This is a genomic window from Deltaproteobacteria bacterium IMCC39524, from assembly GCA_029667085.1.
Taxonomy (GTDB): Bacteria; Desulfobacterota; Desulfuromonadia; order Desulfuromonadales; family BM103; genus M0040.
This window is the reverse complement of the sequence record JARUHJ010000001.1, coordinates 386314-404031: the sequence shown is the minus strand read 5'-3', so window position 1 is coordinate 404031 and position 17718 is coordinate 386314. Positions and strand designations below refer to the sequence as shown.

Below are 17718 nucleotides of genomic sequence, written 5' to 3'. Positions count from 1 at the left end.
TTAACTGTTGTCCTGATACTTCCAGATATTATCACGGCGATAATCCCACCAGGCGGGATCAGCTTCAGCCGTCAAACTTTCCCCAACCAGAATCAAGGTCAGGGCCGGGCGTGGGTTGGGACTGTCCAGGTTAAAGTAATCCCTGCTGCCAACAGTTGCAACGATTGTATCCAGAGTGGCAACAACGACTTCTTCATCAGGTAGACCGACCCGGTGAGCCAGAGCTATCGGGGTATCTGTACCATAGCCCTTCCGGAGTTGAGCGACCAGTTCCGGCAGAGGTATATTATTCATGTAAATCAGCAGCGAAACACCCGGCTCGGCGAAATCCCCCATGGTCGGGGCGTCAGGGCCATCACCAAGGGTTCGCGGCGAAGCAAGAATCGCCCGACTGCAGACACCGGGTAGATCAAGTGTCTTTTTCAGAAGTGCGGAGGCTGCGTTGGCGGAGCCCACCCCGGGAACAACGACAGCAAGAGGACCCAAGGCATCGACAAGAGCCTGAAACGGGGAATAAAAAGTTAAGTCTCCGGGTACCAGAAAAGCGACCGGCCCATTGATCAGATGACTCTTGATCTGCTCAATCAGGTCAGAAAAATAGTATTCAAAGGGAACAAAGAGTTCTTTACCTTCAAGGAACTCCGCAAAAGGTTGATCATACATAGGTGGCAAGTAAACCACCCGGCACTCTATGAGAAGACGCTCTGCACGACGGGTCAATAGCTCGGGATCACCGGGGCCGGCGCCTAAAAAATAAATCTGATGACTCATAAGCCCCTCTCCAAACGCAAATGAATCAGGAACTCTTTATTGCCCTTTGGCCCTAAGAGCGGACTGTCGCAGACTTCAACCACCCGGCAGCCGAGCTGTTCCGAGAAAAGTTTGATCTTCGCAACAACCTCTAGATGCTGGTCGGGGTCACGGACGACTCCACCTTTGCCGACCTGCCCCTTTCCCACTTCGAACTGCGGCTTGATCAGGGCAATGATATCACTGCAAGGCTTTAACAGGGCAATGGTTGACGGCAGGACTTTTTCCAGAGAAATGAATGAAGCATCAATAACAGCAAGATCCGGAAGATCATCGAGTTGGTCCACTGTAAGATGTCTTATATTGGTCCGTTCAAGGTTCTGAACTCTGTCGTCATCACGTAACTTCCAGGCCAACTGGCCGTAACCAACATCGACAGCGATGACTTTTACTGCACCATTCTGCAAAAGACAGTCTGTAAAGCCACCGGTCGATGCACCGACATCTATGGCAACCCGTCCGTCAATCGCAATTTCAAAACAATTCAAAGCCTCTGCGAGCTTCAAACCACCGCGTGACACATAAGGAATATCCTCGCCCCTGAGACGAATTTCCGAGGTCGAGAAAACCTGAGAACCAACTTTATCGACGGTCTGGTCATCTACAATCACACGGCCGGCAAGGATCAGGGCCCTGGCGCGCTCTCTTGACCCGGCCAGTTGACGTTGTACCAACAGTTTATCAATTCGTTCTTTGCCAGCCATGAATATTCGATAATTTCCAAGTATTGGATAAAGGATAAACGTTAATGGCGACTGATCACAATGTCGCCAGGATACGACTTTGCTGAGTGACTTGCTCAGGCTTCAGGCATCGTTGCAGAAACAAGGTGAAAATTTGTTCCAGCCATTCAATCTGTTCAAGGAGCGCGTGCCCCGCAGGGACCAGGTGCAACATCGCCTGCTGGCTACGGGCGAATTCAAGGACGGCTTCGGCCGGCACAAGATCATCCCCCCAGCCATGGACGACAGTCAACTCCCTGGCAATGGCTTGAGGTGACTGATGTTCATAGCCAGGCATGCCAAGGGCCGGGGCCATAAGGAACAGACCGGTCGGGCGAATAACCTGTGAAGCCACGGTTGCTACATAACCGCCCATGCTGGAGCCAACCAGAACAATCGGGCCATCGATTGACTTCACCTCGTCAATTAACCGGACAACCCGCAATTCAGGGTCACGGTTATCACTGTCATCGCGACTGATGACCCCACAACCGAAGCCTTCAGCCACCTTGGCGAGAACTCTAATCTTAGCGCCCCAGGGACCGCTCTCTCTTCCATGAGCGAAAATGACAGTGACCTTCGGCATCTTTTTACCCCTCAATAATTGATTGCAAACTATAACATAATTCACCATGCAATCACACACCAGACTACATGAAAAACAGCATTAAAGTGAGCTTGATGTTAAGAATATCAAACAGGAGACAATAGATAGACAGCAAGGCGTTCTGACCAATATGCCGGGTCTTCATAAAGGCTGGCAAAGCCACAATGGCCGCCATGTTCTGGTGAAATGAGAGTCACCGAGGGATTTTCATGAGTCGTAATATCGGGGAAACACGACAGTGACAGGAAAGGATCGTTACGGGCATTAACGATCCAGGCAGGAACACGTATCCGGTCAAGGTACTGGCTACTGCTGCAACACTGCCAATAATGCGGGGCATCACGGAATCCGTGCAAGGGGGCTGTATAACGACCATCAAAATCAGCAAAGGTCTTCAAACTATGATAGTCATCACAAGGGAACTCATCTGGAAAGTTCTTGGCCTGGAGACGAACCTTTTCCCCCATGAGGCGCATAAAGCGTTTCATGTAAATCGTGTTGGAACTTTCAGCCAGGCGAGATGAAGCGGCAGCAAGATCGCAAGGGACGGAAAAACAGACGGCTGCCTTAACTTCATCAGGCACAATGTCCGCCTCGCGGCCAAGATACATCAGCGTAAGATTGCCGCCCATACTGAAACCAACCAAGGCAACTGAATTGTAATTTCCTGCCACCAAAGCATGGCTGATGACGGCATCAAGATCCTCAGTTGCGCCGTTATGGGTAAAGCGGGGCTGACGGTTGATCTCACCTCCACAGCCGCGAAAATTCCAGGCCAGGACATCAAAGCCTGCCCCATGAACAGCCCGGGCCATACCGGTCACGTAATGTCGACTGGTGTCGCCTTCCAGACCATGAGAGACAATGACCAGGCGTCTGTGACCTGCCTGAAGCCAGTCCAGGTCCAGGAAATCATCATCATCCGTATAAATTCTTTCACGCCGGTATGGTGGCTGTGGCACCCGTCGCAGAAGTGCCGGCCAAATTGTTTCCAGGTGCGCATGAAAAAGATACCAGGGGCGCTTGTAGGCTGGTCGCGTCATGAGGTTTCTTGATATTCAGGCCAGTAGAAAACACCAGCGACAGATTGATTCTGCCGTTCCTTAAAAGTCAGTCGCAATGATTGTATTTTAGGACCTTCTCGAGCAAAACATGGACAAAGAATTATCCAGAAGCTTGCAGAGGACGCGCATTAAGATGATAATAGAAGGTACGCAAGCATTCACAGCCAAAGGAGTTGCGATGGTCGGCTACGGAGCCCTTATCAACAGCGACTTGATGAACCAGCTGAACAATGCCATGAACAGTCTGGCCAACACCCTCAGGGAAGTGCCTTTCTACTGGTATATTGCCGCCTTGGCCGGGATGTTCATTTTTTTCAAACTTCTCATAAAAAAATAGCCCGATATCAAGCAGCATGTTCCATCGGTCGATTTGAACCCCGCCATCGCGACATATGCCCATCAAGCAATTCAACCGACCGATAACCTCTGAATTTGAGGTACATCGCGGCGACTTGTGCGCGTGGTCCATGTTCACAGATAATCACCAGGGGATCTGATTTTTGTTTAACTGCTGCAGCAGTACTCTTTAGCAGATGTGGCAGAGGGGCATGAATGGCCCCCTTGATATGACCGGACTTGAATTCGAGACTGCTGCGAACATCCAGCACCACAAGAGCCTGCCCGAAATCAAGTAACTCCTCCAGCTTATCTGCTGTCATGATTCTTCCCCTAATCCTGCAAAATCGTCATCACCAGGCGTCTCCAGACTGACTCGACCGATCAAACCCGAGCGCAATTCTCGCAAGAGGAGTTCTGCGGATCGCTGTTGATCGACATGACCACCAGTGATCAGGCATCCACGTTTACGACCGATCTGCTCAACCAGCTGGAGCGCACTCTCGGGCAAGGTGTCAAATTTGTATCGAGTGGCAAGAGGTTGCGGATAACACTCCATCAGGTATTCTGCGGCAAACAAAGACACACCTTCATAATCCATCCCGCCCTCGCCTATGGCGCCACTGGCGGCCAGTCGGTAAGCGCTCTTCTGATTGCGGATGTCCGGCCAGAGCAGGCCTGGCGTGTCAGAAAGGTGGATGCCATTGCGAAGATCAATCTGCTGAGGGCACGTTGTTATCGCCGGTTTATCACCAACCCGTGCCATCTTCTTGCCGGCAAGAGTGTTAATCAGGGTCGATTTGCCAACGTTAGGGATACCGACCACCATGGCCCGCAAGGTTTTTCCGGGAACACCCCGATGAGGAGCGAGAATACGACAAAGTTTTGGGATCTGTCCTACAGAGGAACGGTTGTTGGCTTCGATAGGAATCGCCTTAACCCCAACCATACGATCAAAATATTTGATCCAGGCTGCAGTTACTTCAGGATCGGCAAGATCACTCTTGTTCAGAACCTTGATACAGGGTTTTTGTCCACGGAGTTTTTCCAGCATCGGGTTCGCACTGGACACAGGTAAACGCGCATCAAGAACTTCAATAACCACATCAATCTTCGGCATCACTTCGGCAATCTGCCGCTTGGCTTTCGCCATGTGCCCCGGGTACCACTCAATCTTCATCAACTACGTCCTTAAACTTCTTCTTAGCGGACTTTCTCCTGATTTGAGGAAAAGCCCATGATGCTTATCATGCCAGCGCAAAAACGAAATGCGCAAAAACCGTACATCCAACCTTTGCTTGTAGCAATTAATACGATTTACGGAAAACAGTTTTATGGCACTTGGGGCATGGAGGGATACGAGTTGTCTTGGTCATGTGCATTTCAGCCTCGCAGTCCTTGCAAGTCAAGGTTCCAGGGCTGGTGATTTCGCCGGTTTTGTACTCGAGAACCTTCTCCGAGCGTTCAGCAAGCTCGGTGAGCGTTTCAGCGGCACTGGTCAGAATTCTCGAGAAGGCACTTTGCACGCCTGCAGCAAGGCGTTGAGGTTCTACAGCTTTCATGACTGCGTCTCTGGCCTTGTCAGCATTTTCCTTTAAATCGCGACGCACATATTCGCCAAGTCTATCCGCTTGCTCACGTGAAAAATCACCGGCTGAAGAAAGCTCTTCTTTAGCCTTTTTGAGCGCTTCATCAAAAGTCTTTTTGCCTTCTTCAAGAAGATCAGCTGTCCTCGAGGCCAACTTCTCGTACCGACCTATTTCTTCATGATCCACTTTTTCTTCATTCTTCTCGTTCATAAAAGATCTCCCAATAAGAATTAGTCATGTGTCAATGTTGTAAGAATACCATAAAGAAAAGTCTTTGAGTGTGTAATGAAATAGAGATTTCGAGATTTTACGGAACAAATTCAAGAGGAAGAGGCTGTAAACAATATTACTCAAAGACAAGCGATTGAAGTAATCACCAGAAAGTGCGAGAATGAAACATCTTTGATTACTTAACCAGCATAAGGGACGGAGGGACAGATGCAAAACCGTTATATCATGACCGCTTTTGGCAAAGATCGTCCTGGCATTGTAGCAGACGTAACCAGCGTGCTTTATGAAACCGGATGCAACCTTGAAGACAGCACCATGTCGATGCTGTCTGATGAATTCACGATCAACCTGCTATTCTCATCAAGCGACGCTAACATTGAGACAAAGCTCCTGGATCGTTGTGCAGAGATGGAAAAGACCAAGAGCATATCAGCCTTCATCCGACCGCTTAAAGAGCGTAGCGCCGTCAGCCAGTCTAATGCGGCCATCGCGACCATCCATGTTGAGGGGTTGGACCAGGCGGGTATCGTCTACAAGATCAGCCAATATCTTGCCGACAATTCATTGAACATAATCGACCTCAAATCCACCGTCAAAACGACCCCGGAGAGTGGAACCTCGCTTTACCTGATGGATATCCATATTCATCTCACCGGAGGTGCAACGCCAGAATCCATCGAAGAAGGACTCGACGATGTTGCCGAAGAGCTTAACGTAGAGATCACAGTAAGAAGATAACTTTCTCTCTTATATATTTATGGGGACGCAATATTGTTCGTATTGTGTCCCCATAAAATTTCCCCACCACCCCGCACAAATACTTTTCTCTGTTAAAATACCTTTAAAAAGCAATCAAGGCTCCCGTACAGAACACGTGAGGTGACTCATGCACAAAGATAATGTGCTGAATGTACTGCAGCAGTCGGACCAGAAACGTGCACGTTTCCTCGATGCTTGGAAGCATGGTGTTGAATTTCTTGGACCGCAATTCTTTGGCCCCGGCTCACCTGAAACAGCACGGACAAAAGAAGAACTGAGCCCCCTGAAAGAAACGATAGAAGCTCTTTTCGAAGAAGAGAGCGAGGGAGAAGAGCAATTCCTGGCAGCCATGGTCAGTTTTTACGACCCGGCGTGGGGAGAAGAGCTGGCATATCGAATCGAATGTCACAAATCTTTAAGTGGACTGACTCTTGACCTTGACCACGAATGCACAGAGATCATCTGTGAGCTTTTGTTGAATCACGAAGGCTGGTAATAGACGAACCAAGGCCTTTAATACAGAGGCAGGTAGAGTAATTTTCGACCAGCAGCATTAACCCTCGAGACTATGTTGTGCTGTCAGAACTCCAAGAGACCTAAATCTCACCTTCACCGGCAAAAGCTTCACGCAGCTCGTTGCGCTTACGGCGATATGGCCCCCCAAATAACAAAAGGGTATGAGCCGCACGATAATGCTCGATCTCTTCACCCATATGGCGAAATCTCATTTTAACAAACACCACAGCAGAGGCCCAAAGAAGAGCCAGGCACCAGGCCCATAAAGCCAGCAGGATTTTCACACCTGTGAGCACGAGGAGTATCGTCGCAACTAGTCCGCCAAAGACATACGGCAATACGTAATAGCAGAAGAGACCAAGACAAACCCCAAAGAGTGGCAGCAGTACAGCGAAGAGTACAAACGAACTCATGATGCTTAACAGAAAAACGTCCATAAGAATCTCCTTCCCGATGCATTACCCCGGCGGGTAAAACAAAAGCCGGGGCCAATATGATGGCAACCCGGCTGTCCGAAGAAGTTTTTGTGGGCGGATCCAAAGCTTTCCGCACCTACCTTGCGATAGGGATGGCTTTTACGTTTGTAGTTGCCCCCTCACGAAGCGAAAAAAATCAATAATCTCGAAGTAGACGCATTATTGTGTACAATTAAAAATAAACTAAGCATCAGGGCTGTCAACAACCCAAAACAATTAATTTAATCCAATCTTTCTTCATTGTAAGACTTAACTTCTACCACATCGAGGACGAATAATAAAAAAGCTTACTTTGACGTGTAAAAAACTAAATAACCGCTATAATGGACCTGAAGCAACGTTGCTTAGATCTTCAACCCCCTGCAAGGAGGTTCGCCTATCGATTCTAAGCCCGATCATTGCAATAGTTTCAGACGAACCGGCGGGTTTCGACGCCGGAATAGCCCGTGATTAGGGACATAAGGATAGGTAAAACAAAGGCCTGCGCATCAAGCGGCAGGCCTTTCACTTTGATGTTCTCAACAGTAAGAGAATAATCCAATCGCTTGTTATGTCCCCCACTTTTCAACAAGTTCCTCGCATAGCGCATGATAAAGCTCTTCGCCAGACAAGAAAGAGATAATCTGTACGCCCATCCCGCCTTTGAGCTTGTGTAGAATGTTGGCTGGAACCTTTTTAGCCCAACGCACCTCGCCCAAAAATGCAATCAAGCCAGACTCGTGCTTGATCTCTACCTTTATGGACGCTCCAGGTTTAGCGCAAACGGAAGAACGGATAAATAGCCCATCGTGATTGATGTCGTCTGTAAAACCAAACTTTTCGGCCTTGCTGATTCCAAAGTTAAGTGAAATCCGTTTGCGGTGGCGCTTCTTGTAACGACTTTCCGCCATACCATCCCCCAAATATCAAAACAGCCTGAACAAATTCATTAAAGAAAAAACAGATTACTCTCCGGCAAATTTAGCACGACGCTCTTTTAAGATCTTTGCGTGTCTGACCTCTTCGCCAGCCAACCAACCGAAAGCTTCCCTGCCATCATCAGCCAGAGCAAGAGCACTGGCTTTAAGAAAGTATTCGGCGAACTTCTCTTCTGCTTCTATCGCAAGATCAAGAGCCTGAATATCTGCCGTGTCAGTTTTCAGAACCGCTTCGAGCTGTTCCGCATCAGGAAAAATTTTCGTGTCGGAGAATTGGCTCAAGTATGGCAGAAACTCCTCTTCATACTCGACGATTGCGCCATCCTGGTACTTTGCCTCCAATTGAGTCAAGCGCTTGAGATGCTCAATCTCATCCTGAGCCAGCCAGGAGAAGAGCTCTTTTAACGTCGGATCGGAAGCTCTCTCCGACATGGTCGAATAAAAACGATGGCCATTTTTTTCGACTTCCTTTGCAGCGCGAACAACTTCAAAACCACTGAAGTACTTGATACCACTCATAAATAGTGCCTTCCTCTGTTTTTCTTCGTTTGTACCTCAGGCTTGAACAACTGTCAATTGCCAAAGAGTTTCTGTAGAGAATCCTGTAACAACTTACGGCCCGGGTCCTCTGCAGGTTCAGCCTCTTCTCCGGATTGAGTCTCGGTAGTACTGCTGCTGTCTTTCGGCCTGAATAGTTTATCAAGCTGACGATTTAGCTCCTGACCCAAAGCTTTACTCGCCTGACGGTTGATTCCTTTCGGATCAAGACCGAATCGGGGTGAGGAGAAGTCTCCTGTCAGCAGTAACGGCAGCTGGGTCCAACCGTCCTGATCTTCCAGGTAGCGCGTGACACTGCCACCTTTATCAAGCTTGGCCGAAAGTTCTGGGCTAAGACGTGTATCAAGGCCCAAATCCAGAGAGCCATCCAAACCGATCGAGCCTTGCGGAGACAGTTTCAGCCGTTCGCTGGTAAGCTGGCTGTCCAACTTAACCTTTCCATTAACAACCTTGAACTGAGCTTTGAAATTTTCAAACTGGATATCTTTAAGATCTGAAAGCTGCACAATAGAGCTGAAGCCCTTGACCAACCCCGGACTCGCCAGGCGTCCGTCTGAAACCAGCATATCTCCAGCGCCAGAGAGATTACGACTCATAGATTTCCACTGAGAGCCTCGACCATCCAGATCAACCGACAGGTTCATAGCTCCGAGCAGGCTTCCCGCTGCTTTCGGCAGGAAGGCAGTCAGCAACGGGTCCGCCTGAACAGCATTTAAATCAAGGTTTGCGCTGTAGGCAAGGCCTTTCTTCCTAAGATCGACACTGGCAGTAGTCCTGAATGAGCCACCAGCCACATTGCCATCCATCTGTGAAAGTTTGAAAATATTATCTTTCAGTTCATAACGGGCAATGAAATCTTTGATTGTCAAATCTTTCCAGAGGGCCTCAGCCACCGAGATGGTTCCGGTAGCATGTACCGGGATATCAAAGGGACCAAGCTCCTTATCGTCACCCTGCCCCCTGTTCGACGCTGTCACCACCTCTTCTGCGGCGGCAGCCGGTGACGCGCTACCCAGCAGGAGGGGCTCAAGCAGGAACCTCTTTGAAGTAATATCCGCAGTCACAACCGCCGGTGGAGTAAAGAGTCGGCTGGCCGTGAGCTTAATGTCAGCGTTATTGTCACCGAGACGAACCTGTAACCCTTCAGATTTAAGATGGTCACCGCTCAACAGTAAGCGTCCGGAAAAAGCAGGACGTTGCCCCCCTGCCGTGGCCTGAACACCTTCAAGATCAACCTGTGCCGATTTCAATAAGGATTGAGGGTTCTCAAGAGAGCCGGCCAAAGAGGCCTCTGCTGAAAGTGAACCCGCAGGGTCAAGGGAACTGACGTCACCAATCAAGCTCTGCGGTACGGCATCAATCGCCTGACGGATTTTTAAATCAGGAACAGAGAGGGTGAGATTGAGAGTCGGCCTGGTAAGAACAGTGTCGATCTTACCGACGACCCCGAGCTTGATACCGTTGAAATCAAGATCAAAGCTATGAACCTGAAGTAAATCCTTCTTATGAGCCAGCAAGAGGTCGAAGTCGACATTCACGTCTGCATTTTCCAGAGGAGCTTCCGGCATGGAGTCAAGGAGAAGATCCAGGTCAGCCAGAGATACTGAGCCTTTCAAACCAAAATCTTCGAAGCTTCCGAGCAGGGTTGCTTCGAGAGATAGTTTCGCCCCACCCAGATTGCCGGGCAGACTTTCCTTGAAATAGGGGCTGAATGCGACAACATCGAGAGCCTTCATTGCGATGTCGAAGTCCACGCTGAAGGGCTGCAGGTTGATATGCCCATCAAGTGTCAAAGGGCTTTCGTTGAGTTGGCATTGCACCGAGAGTGGGATCTTCCCGGTGAGCGTTACGCCCTTTGCAGCGACCTGCAAGCCAGAGATTTCATAACGATAAGGCGCTTTGTCATTCAGGACATGATCGAGGAATACCATCTGTCCATCCTGAAGGAGCAGGTTTGAAACAAGCAGGCTGATAGGACGGTCATTCTCGCTGCTCGTCGACTCACTGCCTTGTGGAATTTGAGGCTGAGTCTCTCCAGGTGTGGGTTCAGAGTCCTCGCCATCGACCAGATCGCTATAATTGAACTGCCCATCTTTATATCGAACGACCCTGACATTCGGCTTTTCCAGGCGGACCTCATCAATAACAACCTTCATCGCCAATAATGGTAACAGTTGGTATTTGAGCCTGACCATATCGGTAGAGACGAACAGATCCTGGCCGTTCTTCTCATAGAGCTTCAGCCCGTGAATCTCGATGCCGGAGAGCAGGCTGACCTCAATGTCGCCAAGTTCGATCTTGCGCTGGATGTTCTCTTCAGCCAGCGGCAGGATTGTTTCTTTCACCCTCTCAGGGGTAATCAACACCGTCGCCAGTACGAGCAAGGTAACAACAAGTAGAATCAGGACAGCGCCGACACCGAAAAGTATTTTCAACCATTTATTCATTTACACACCCCAAGCCACAACAGAGTTCATTCGTTAACCAACGGACTTCAAGTTTGACGCATCATGCTTGTAACGGGTCATCTACACCATTTACAGAAAGGACCGTTTGCCACTCTTCAGCGGTAACGGGTTGCACCGAAAGGCGGTTGCCCTTGCGCAAGACACCCATGCCACTGAGCGTCGGATGTTGACGCAGCGCATCTCGACTTAAAGGGTGCGGAAGGTGACAAAGGTACTGAACGTCTACCATAAACCAAATTGGCTTTTCATCCGTAGACTTGGGATCAAAGTGCTTCTCGCGTGGATCAAGGGCGGTATGATCCGGATAACCTTCTCGCACGACCTTGGCCAGCCCGACTATCGACGGTTCCTTGCAATTGCTGTGGTAGAAAAGCACGCCGTCACCAACTTTGATGGTATCACGCATAAGGTTTCGGGCCTGGTAATTACGCACTCCGTCCCAGTGATCAGTCATGTTCGGCATCTGCTGCAAGTCATCGAGAGAGAAACAATCAGGTTCAGACTTCATTAACCAGTAATTCATACATAAACTCCAGATAACGAGGGAGCTGAATTATTAAAGCATCGACCTCATTTTATTTTGATTTTCTTGACCTCTGTCAAATTCATCAAGGCAAGCGCTGGGTTACTCTCACATCAAGTTCTATGAATAGTTATAACAAATCATAGCACTAAAAGCAGAAAGACAACTGCCAAAAACCTGTTAAAGTTATCAAGTTTTGTCACGACTGAACAAAACCTTAACTCAACGAACCTAATGGAGGAGAATCCCATGTCAATGTTTTGTTACCAATGCGAGCAAGCATCCAAAGGAACCGGCTGTACAGCGGTTGGTGTCTGCGGCAAACAACCTGACGTAGCCGCCCTGCAAGACTTGTTGGTTTACACCATGAAAGGCATCGCATTCTGGGCCGACAAAGCTCGTGCAAATGGCGCCAAGGACCAGGAAATCGATCGTTTCATGATCGACGGCCTCTTCACTACCGTCACCAATGTCGACTTTGACCCTGAGGCTGTCGCAAAATTTATCGCTGAAGGCGTTCGTCTGCGCGGCAAGGCCAAGCAACTGGCCGGCGTTTATGATGGTGCCGTTCCTGGTGCGGCTCAAGACTGGGCCCTGCCTGCATCGATTGATGACCAGGTCAAGCTAGGCCAACTGCATGGAGTCAAAGACTACACCGTCGACGCTGACATTCACTCGGTTCGTGAGATCATCATGTATGGCATCAAGGGCTACGCAGCCTATGCTGACCATGCCCGCATCCTCGGCAAAGAATCTGATGAGATCTACGCTTACACTCACAAGGCCCTGGCCGCAATGCTCGACGACAGCCTCGACTTGATGGCGAACGTCGGTCTGGCCATGGAAGCCGGTCGCATCAACTATGTGACGATGGAGCTGCTCAACCAGGCTCATGTTGAAGCATACGGCCACCCGGTTCCAACTTCTGTCCAGTTGGGTACCAAGGCGGGCAAAGGCATTCTGGTTTCCGGCCACGACCTCAAGTTCCTTGAAGAGCTGCTCAAGCAGACCGAAGGGACAGGCGTCAACATCTACACCCACGGCGAGATGCTGCCTGCTCACGGCTATCCCGGCCTGAAGAAATACTCTCACCTGGTCGCTAACTATGGTGGTGCATGGCAAGACCAGCACAAAGAGTTCGCAGAATTCCCCGGCGCTATCATCTTCAACACCAACTGCATCCAGAAGCCTGCAGACAGCTACGTCGACCGCCTCTTCACCTGGGGTCTGGTGCAATGGCCTGGCGTCAAGCATGTTGAGGGTTGGGACTTCTCGGAAGTTATCGCTAAAGCCCAGGCGTGCGGTGGTTTCGAAGATGCTCCGGGCCAGGAGATCCTGACCGGCTTCGGTCACAACGCCATCCTCGGTGTTGCCGACAAGGTCATCGAAGGTGTCAAGGCCGGCGCGATCAAACATTTCTTCCTGGTCGGCGGCTGCGACGGTGCCAAATCCGGCCGTAACTACTACACCGAGTTTGCAGAGCAAGCTCCTAAAGATACCGTTATCCTGACCCTGGCTTGCGGTAAGTTCCGCTTTAACAAGCTCGACCTCGGCGATATCGGTGGCATCCCTCGCCTGCTCGATGTCGGTCAGTGCAACGACGCCTACAGCGCCATTCAGGTTGCCATCGCTCTTGCGGACGCATTCGAGTGCGGCGTCAACGACCTGCCCCTCTCCATGGTACTCTCATGGTACGAGCAGAAGGCCGTTGCCATCCTTCTGACGCTACTCCATCTCGGCATCAAGAACATCAAACTCGGACCTTCACTGCCGGCATTCATTACGCCGAACGTGCTCAACTTCCTGGTTGAGAATTACAACATTGGCCCGATCACAACTGCCGAAGCAGACCTCAAGGAGATCCTTGGCTAAAAGGAATTGATCGCACAACAACACAAGGCCGCCTCAGATATGAGGCGGCCTCTGACGGAAGATAAAGTCCTCGCCAAGGTGGCGGGGATTTTATTGTTCAGGAGGCTAATGAGCGTCTGCTGGCAGCGGCTTGTCAGACTATGAAAAAGATGGTCTTGCTGCTATGTATATCAAGAGCACACAGTGAAAAGGATTCCCTATGGGCTGTTATTCTGCTTCTTAAGCGCCAGATAAAAGTCTTCATCGTTATTCAAAAGCCTGTCTGAGTCTGATGGTCTAAGAAACAAAGAAAAGACTGCTGAAAAAGCATAAGAAAACCCCGCATCCAAAAATGCGGGGCTTGTCATCAGTCTGGAGAGCCATAAAAACGGCTGCCGTTTTTGTTACATATTATGGAACATGACCGAGAACTGGCGCTTTTTACCATCTTCGAGTTTGGTTCCGATTTCAAAGGTAGACATACCATCTCCTGCGGAAACATCAGAACCGAAGCCGGGGCCCATCTGCATCAACATGGAGGGCTTGGCGTCTTCACCCTTTATCTTGAGAGCCGCCTTACCTGAAGTAACGGTTTCACCGGTCTTTTCATCGGTAAAAAAGACCATGACGTGGTGAGTCGCATTCATACCCATTTTTGCCATAGTAGCCCTGGTTTTCTCATCGTAGGCCTTAACTTTGACCGTAGCAACAACGCCATCCTGGGTATCCTTACCAATCTCTACAAAATCACCATCTTCGGCGGCCATATCGTGACCCTTGTGCATGTCATGATCCATCTCTTTGGTGTCATCCATCTTCATGTCATGGGCCTTGTGCTTGTCATGATCCATGTCCTTGGACATTTCTTTGTCGTGGGAACCGTGGTCCATGGCTATGGCGACCATGGGCATGCCCATAGCGATAATCAGGGCCATCATAGCGAAAGTAAAACGTTTCATAGTGAATCTCCTTTTAGGTTGAGATCAGCAATTCGCTAACCTTGTTAGCAGACTAAACATCTTATTCTTGTGGATCTTCCAAGCCAGTGGGAACGCGTGATTTCTCGAGCTTAAGGCCGCGCCACATGAAATAGATGACCGGGAAAACGAGCAACTCCATCAGTCCCGAGGTAACAACACCGCCAATCATCGGTGCCGCGATGCGTTTCATTACGTCTGCACCGGCACCATGGGACCACATGATCGGTATCAGGCCTGCGATAATGACGCAGATGGTCATGACCTTGGGTCGAATCCTTTTCACAGCGCCATAATGAATAGCCTGAGTCAGATCGCCAAGATTGAGCATGCGACCATTTTTATTCCAGAGGTCAAAAGCCAGGTCGAGATAAAGAAGCATAACGACTCCGGTCTCAGCCGAGATCCCTGCCAGGGCAATAATTCCGATCCAGACTGCAACCGACATATTATAGCCAAGCAGGTAAATGTACCAGAAGCAGCCAACCAGAGAGAGCGGCAAAGCCACGAAAATGATGCCGGTTTTGACCATACTTTTGGTGTTCATATAGATAATAACGAAGATAATCAGCAATGTCAGCGGGATCACGACCTTAAGAGTGGCACTCGCCTTCTCCATGTACTCGTACTGGCCACTCCAGACAATATTGTAGCCGACCGGCAGATCAACCTGCTCCTCGATAACCTTCTTGGCATTTTCGACATAACTACCCACGTCCGTGCCACGCAAATCAACATACACCCAAGCGGTTCGACGGGCGTTTTCAGTCTTGATTCCCGGGGGGCCTTTTTTGATCTTGATCTCTGCAATTTGTGACAAGGGAATATGCTTGCCGCTGGGCAGAGGGATCAGAATACGCTCGAGAGACTGCAGGTCGTTACGATAGTCACGTTGATAACGAACGTTTACCGAGTAGCGCTCTAACCCTTCGACGGTTTCCGTCACAGTCATCCCGCCGATAGCCGCCTTGATGATGTCCTGAACAGCGCCAACAGTAAGTCCATAACGTGCCGCAGCCAAACGATCTATTTCATAATCGAGATAATTTCCACCAACCACGCGTTCTGAAAATGCGCTCAAGGTTCCAGGGATATCACGAACAATGGCCTCTATCTGCTCGCCAAGAGAGGAAAGGACTTCCAGGTCATCACCCATAATTTTGATACCGACTGGAGTCTTGATACCCGTGGAAAGCATGTCAATGCGGGTTTTAATCGGCATGGTCCAGGCGTTGGTCAAACCCGGAAACTTGATCGCATCGTTCATTTCCGCTTTCAATTGTTCCACATCGATCGGGCCAAGCTCAGGCCAGATAGCCCGTAAAGGTGTCTTTAACCAATCCCAGGTATCGGACCAACCTGTATAGAATCGATCATGGTGGACGGTGCGCCACTCCACTTCCGGTTTAAGGGTAATCGTGGTTTCCAACATAGAAAGAGGTGCCGGGTCGGTTGCTGTTTCGGCGCGGCCGACTTTTCCGAAGACCCTTTCAACCTCAGGAAACTCAGCAATAATTCGATCCGTTTGCTGAAGCAACTCCTTGGCCTTGGTGATCGAAATTCCCGGCAGGGTTGTCGGCATGTAGAGCAGGTCGCCTTCGTACAACGGAGGCATGAACTCGGAGCCCATTTTCTTAAAAGGAATGTAACTAGACGCGGTAAGCAATAAAGCGACAATCAAAACCGGCCAGCGGAATTTCAGAACAAAATCAACTACAGGATGATAAATACGGATCAGAAAACGGTTGAGCGGGTTCTTATTCTCATCAGGAATCTTGCCGCGGATAAACCAGCCCATAAGAACTGGCACGACCGTTATCGACAGGAGTGCGGCGGCGCCCATGGCATAGGTTTTTGTATACGCCAAAGGTTTGAACATCCGGCCGGATTGTTCCCCAAGAGTAAAAACAGGAAAGAAGGAGACGGTAATAACCAATAAAGAATAAAAGAGCGCCGGTCCAACCTCTTTTGAAGCATTGGCAACGATCTGCCAGTGAGGTAGTTTGCCGCGGTCCCGCTCGAGATGCTTGTGCATATTTTCGATCATGATGATGGCGGCATCGATCATGGCACCGATAGCGATGGCGATACCACCCAGGCTCATGATGTTCGCATTGATACCTTGGAAATGCATGATGATGAAAGCGGCCAGGATTGCCACAGGCAGAGTGAATATGGCAACCAGGGCACTGGAGAAATGGAACAGAAAGAGTGCCGTGATAATGGCAACGACAATACTCTCTTCGATCAGTTTTTCCTTGAGCGTATCGACTGCGCGCTCGATAAGACCACTCCTGTCATAAACGGGCTTGATCGTTACTCCCTCCGGAAGACCGGCCTTGAGCTGTTCAAGCTTTTCCTTAACATTCTCGATGGTCTTCAGGGCATTCTCACCGTAGCGCATAACGACGATACCGCCGACCGCTTCTCCTTTGCCATCAAGCTCAGCGGCACCACGACGCAGCTCAGGGCCGATACTAACCCGGGCAAGGTCCTGAACAAGGATAGGCGTTCCTTGCTTATCCGTACCAATAACCACGTTCTCGATGTCGGCCTTGGATTGAATGTAACCGAGGCCCCGAACCATGAATTCAGTTTCAGCCATTTCAACCAGGCGGCCACCGACATCGTTATTGGAACTTTGAATCGCTTTTTTGATCTGCGGAATCGTAATGTGGTAGGCGAGCAGGCGATCAGGGTCGACCTCGACTTGGTACTGCTTAACGTACCCACCGATAGAAGCGACCTCAGAAACCCCTGCGACCGCCGTCAACTCATAACGTAAAAACCAGTCCTGAATGGAGCGGAGTTCCTGTAAATCGTGCTGGTCACTTTCCAGGACATACTCATAGATCCAGCCAACCCCGGTGGCATCTGGACCAAGGCTTGGTGTCACGCCCTGGGGCAACTTGCCCGCAGCGTAATTTAGATACTCAAGGACGCGTGAACGAGCCCAGTAGAGGTCCGTGCCGTCTTCAAAAATGATATAGACGAAAGACAGGCCGAAGAAAGAATAGCCACGGACAACCTTCGCGCCGGGAACTGCCAGCATCTGTGTGGTTAAAGGATAAGTAACCTGATCCTCAACGACCTGGGGAGCTTGGCCCTTGTATTCGGTAAAGACGATAACTTGAACGTCAGAAAGATCCGGGATAGCATCTACCGGTGTGTTTGCGAGGGTATAGACGCCACCGATAATGCAGAAAAAAGTAATCAGAATAACGATAAACTTGTTCTTTATGGACCAGTCGATGATATTTTCAAGCATAGTAGTTTCTGTGGCTGGGGGCTGAAAACCGGTTACTGGGACAAGC

18 protein-coding genes and 1 riboswitch are annotated in these 17718 nt (G+C 49.8%); of the genes, 4 read left to right on the top strand and 14 right to left on the bottom strand.

Annotated elements, in window-relative coordinates; translation table 11 throughout:
* The 4 genes from P9J64_01835 to P9J64_01820 all read right to left on the bottom strand — a co-directional run bounded on the left by P9J64_01835 (position 1) and on the right by P9J64_01820 (position 3182).
* Complete coding sequence (locus tag P9J64_01835; GenBank protein MDG5467060.1) at positions 1-771, bottom strand: SAM-dependent methyltransferase; 771 nt, start codon at positions 769-771, stop codon at positions 1-3.
* Positions 768-1514 (bottom strand): TlyA family RNA methyltransferase, encoded by a 747-nt coding sequence (locus tag P9J64_01830; protein MDG5467059.1) that lies wholly within the window; start codon positions 1512-1514, stop codon positions 768-770. Before P9J64_01830 ends, P9J64_01835 begins: the two co-directional genes overlap by 4 nt.
* A gap of 55 nt (positions 1515-1569) precedes the next feature.
* Positions 1570-2118, bottom strand: coding sequence for an alpha/beta hydrolase (locus tag P9J64_01825; protein MDG5467058.1), 549 nt, complete (start codon positions 2116-2118; stop codon positions 1570-1572).
* A gap of 107 nt (positions 2119-2225) precedes the next feature.
* Positions 2226-3182 carry an alpha/beta fold hydrolase gene (locus P9J64_01820; protein MDG5467057.1) on the bottom strand — a complete coding sequence of 319 codons (957 nt, stop codon included), beginning with the start codon at positions 3180-3182 and terminating at the stop codon, positions 2226-2228.
* Between the two features lie 109 nt (positions 3183-3291).
* On the opposite strand from P9J64_01820, the gene P9J64_01815 reads away from it, so the two are divergent.
* Positions 3292-3540, top strand: a complete 249-nt coding sequence (locus P9J64_01815; protein ID MDG5467056.1) for a hypothetical protein — start codon at positions 3292-3294, stop codon at positions 3538-3540.
* 7 nt (positions 3541-3547) lie between these two features.
* Here P9J64_01815 and P9J64_01810 read toward each other — a convergent pair whose 3' ends face one another.
* The 3 genes from P9J64_01810 to P9J64_01800 form a co-directional block, all read right to left on the bottom strand.
* Positions 3548-3862, bottom strand: coding sequence for a rhodanese-like domain-containing protein (locus P9J64_01810; protein ID MDG5467055.1), 315 nt, complete (start codon positions 3860-3862; stop codon positions 3548-3550).
* Positions 3859-4719, bottom strand: coding sequence for a ribosome biogenesis GTPase YlqF (gene ylqF / locus P9J64_01805; protein MDG5467054.1), 861 nt, complete (start codon positions 4717-4719; stop codon positions 3859-3861). Before ylqF ends, P9J64_01810 begins: the two co-directional genes overlap by 4 nt.
* Before the next feature lie 127 nt (positions 4720-4846).
* Complete coding sequence (locus tag P9J64_01800; protein ID MDG5467053.1) at positions 4847-5338, bottom strand: hypothetical protein; 492 nt, start codon at positions 5336-5338, stop codon at positions 4847-4849.
* 228 nt (positions 5339-5566) lie between these two features.
* On the opposite strand from P9J64_01800, the gene P9J64_01795 reads away from it, so the two are divergent.
* Positions 5567-6097, top strand: a complete 531-nt coding sequence (locus P9J64_01795; GenBank protein MDG5467052.1) for an ACT domain-containing protein — start codon at positions 5567-5569, stop codon at positions 6095-6097.
* Between the two features lie 148 nt (positions 6098-6245).
* Positions 6246-6614: a hypothetical protein gene (locus P9J64_01790; protein MDG5467051.1), complete on the top strand. Its 369-nt coding sequence runs from the start codon at positions 6246-6248 to the stop codon at positions 6612-6614.
* A 100-nt stretch (positions 6615-6714) separates the two neighbouring features.
* Here the strand turns inward: P9J64_01790 and P9J64_01785 are convergent, their stop codons facing one another.
* From P9J64_01785 to P9J64_01765, 5 genes are all read right to left on the bottom strand, one after another.
* Complete coding sequence (locus P9J64_01785) at positions 6715-7071, bottom strand: hypothetical protein (GenBank protein ID MDG5467050.1); 357 nt, start codon at positions 7069-7071, stop codon at positions 6715-6717.
* 58 nt (positions 7072-7129) lie between these two features.
* Positions 7130-7217, bottom strand: a riboswitch (cyclic di-GMP riboswitch).
* A 441-nt stretch (positions 7218-7658) separates the two neighbouring features.
* Positions 7659-8000 (bottom strand): pilus assembly protein PilZ, encoded by a 342-nt coding sequence (locus P9J64_01780; protein ID MDG5467049.1) that lies wholly within the window; start codon positions 7998-8000, stop codon positions 7659-7661.
* Between the two features lie 54 nt (positions 8001-8054).
* Positions 8055-8546 (bottom strand): ferritin family protein, encoded by a 492-nt coding sequence (locus tag P9J64_01775; protein ID MDG5467048.1) that lies wholly within the window; start codon positions 8544-8546, stop codon positions 8055-8057.
* A 53-nt stretch (positions 8547-8599) separates the two neighbouring features.
* On the bottom strand, positions 8600-11032 hold the full coding sequence (locus P9J64_01770; GenBank protein MDG5467047.1) for an AsmA family protein: 2433 nt from the start codon (positions 11030-11032) through the stop codon (positions 8600-8602).
* Positions 11033-11093: 61 nt separating this feature from the next.
* The gene (locus P9J64_01765; GenBank protein ID MDG5467046.1) at positions 11094-11576 is read right to left on the bottom strand and encodes an EVE domain-containing protein; all 483 of its coding nucleotides are present in this window, start codon (positions 11574-11576) and stop codon (positions 11094-11096) included.
* Positions 11577-11831: 255 nt separating this feature from the next.
* Between P9J64_01765 and hcp the strand changes: the two genes are divergently transcribed.
* Positions 11832-13448, top strand: a complete 1617-nt coding sequence (gene hcp / locus P9J64_01760; protein MDG5467045.1) for a hydroxylamine reductase — start codon at positions 11832-11834, stop codon at positions 13446-13448.
* 383 nt (positions 13449-13831) lie between these two features.
* Here hcp and P9J64_01755 read toward each other — a convergent pair whose 3' ends face one another.
* On the bottom strand, positions 13832-14386 hold the full coding sequence (locus P9J64_01755) for a hypothetical protein (GenBank protein MDG5467044.1): 555 nt from the start codon (positions 14384-14386) through the stop codon (positions 13832-13834).
* 61 nt (positions 14387-14447) lie between these two features.
* Positions 14448-17672 (bottom strand): efflux RND transporter permease subunit, encoded by a 3225-nt coding sequence (locus P9J64_01750; protein ID MDG5467043.1) that lies wholly within the window; start codon positions 17670-17672, stop codon positions 14448-14450.
* Positions 17673-17718: the final 46 nt, after the last annotated feature.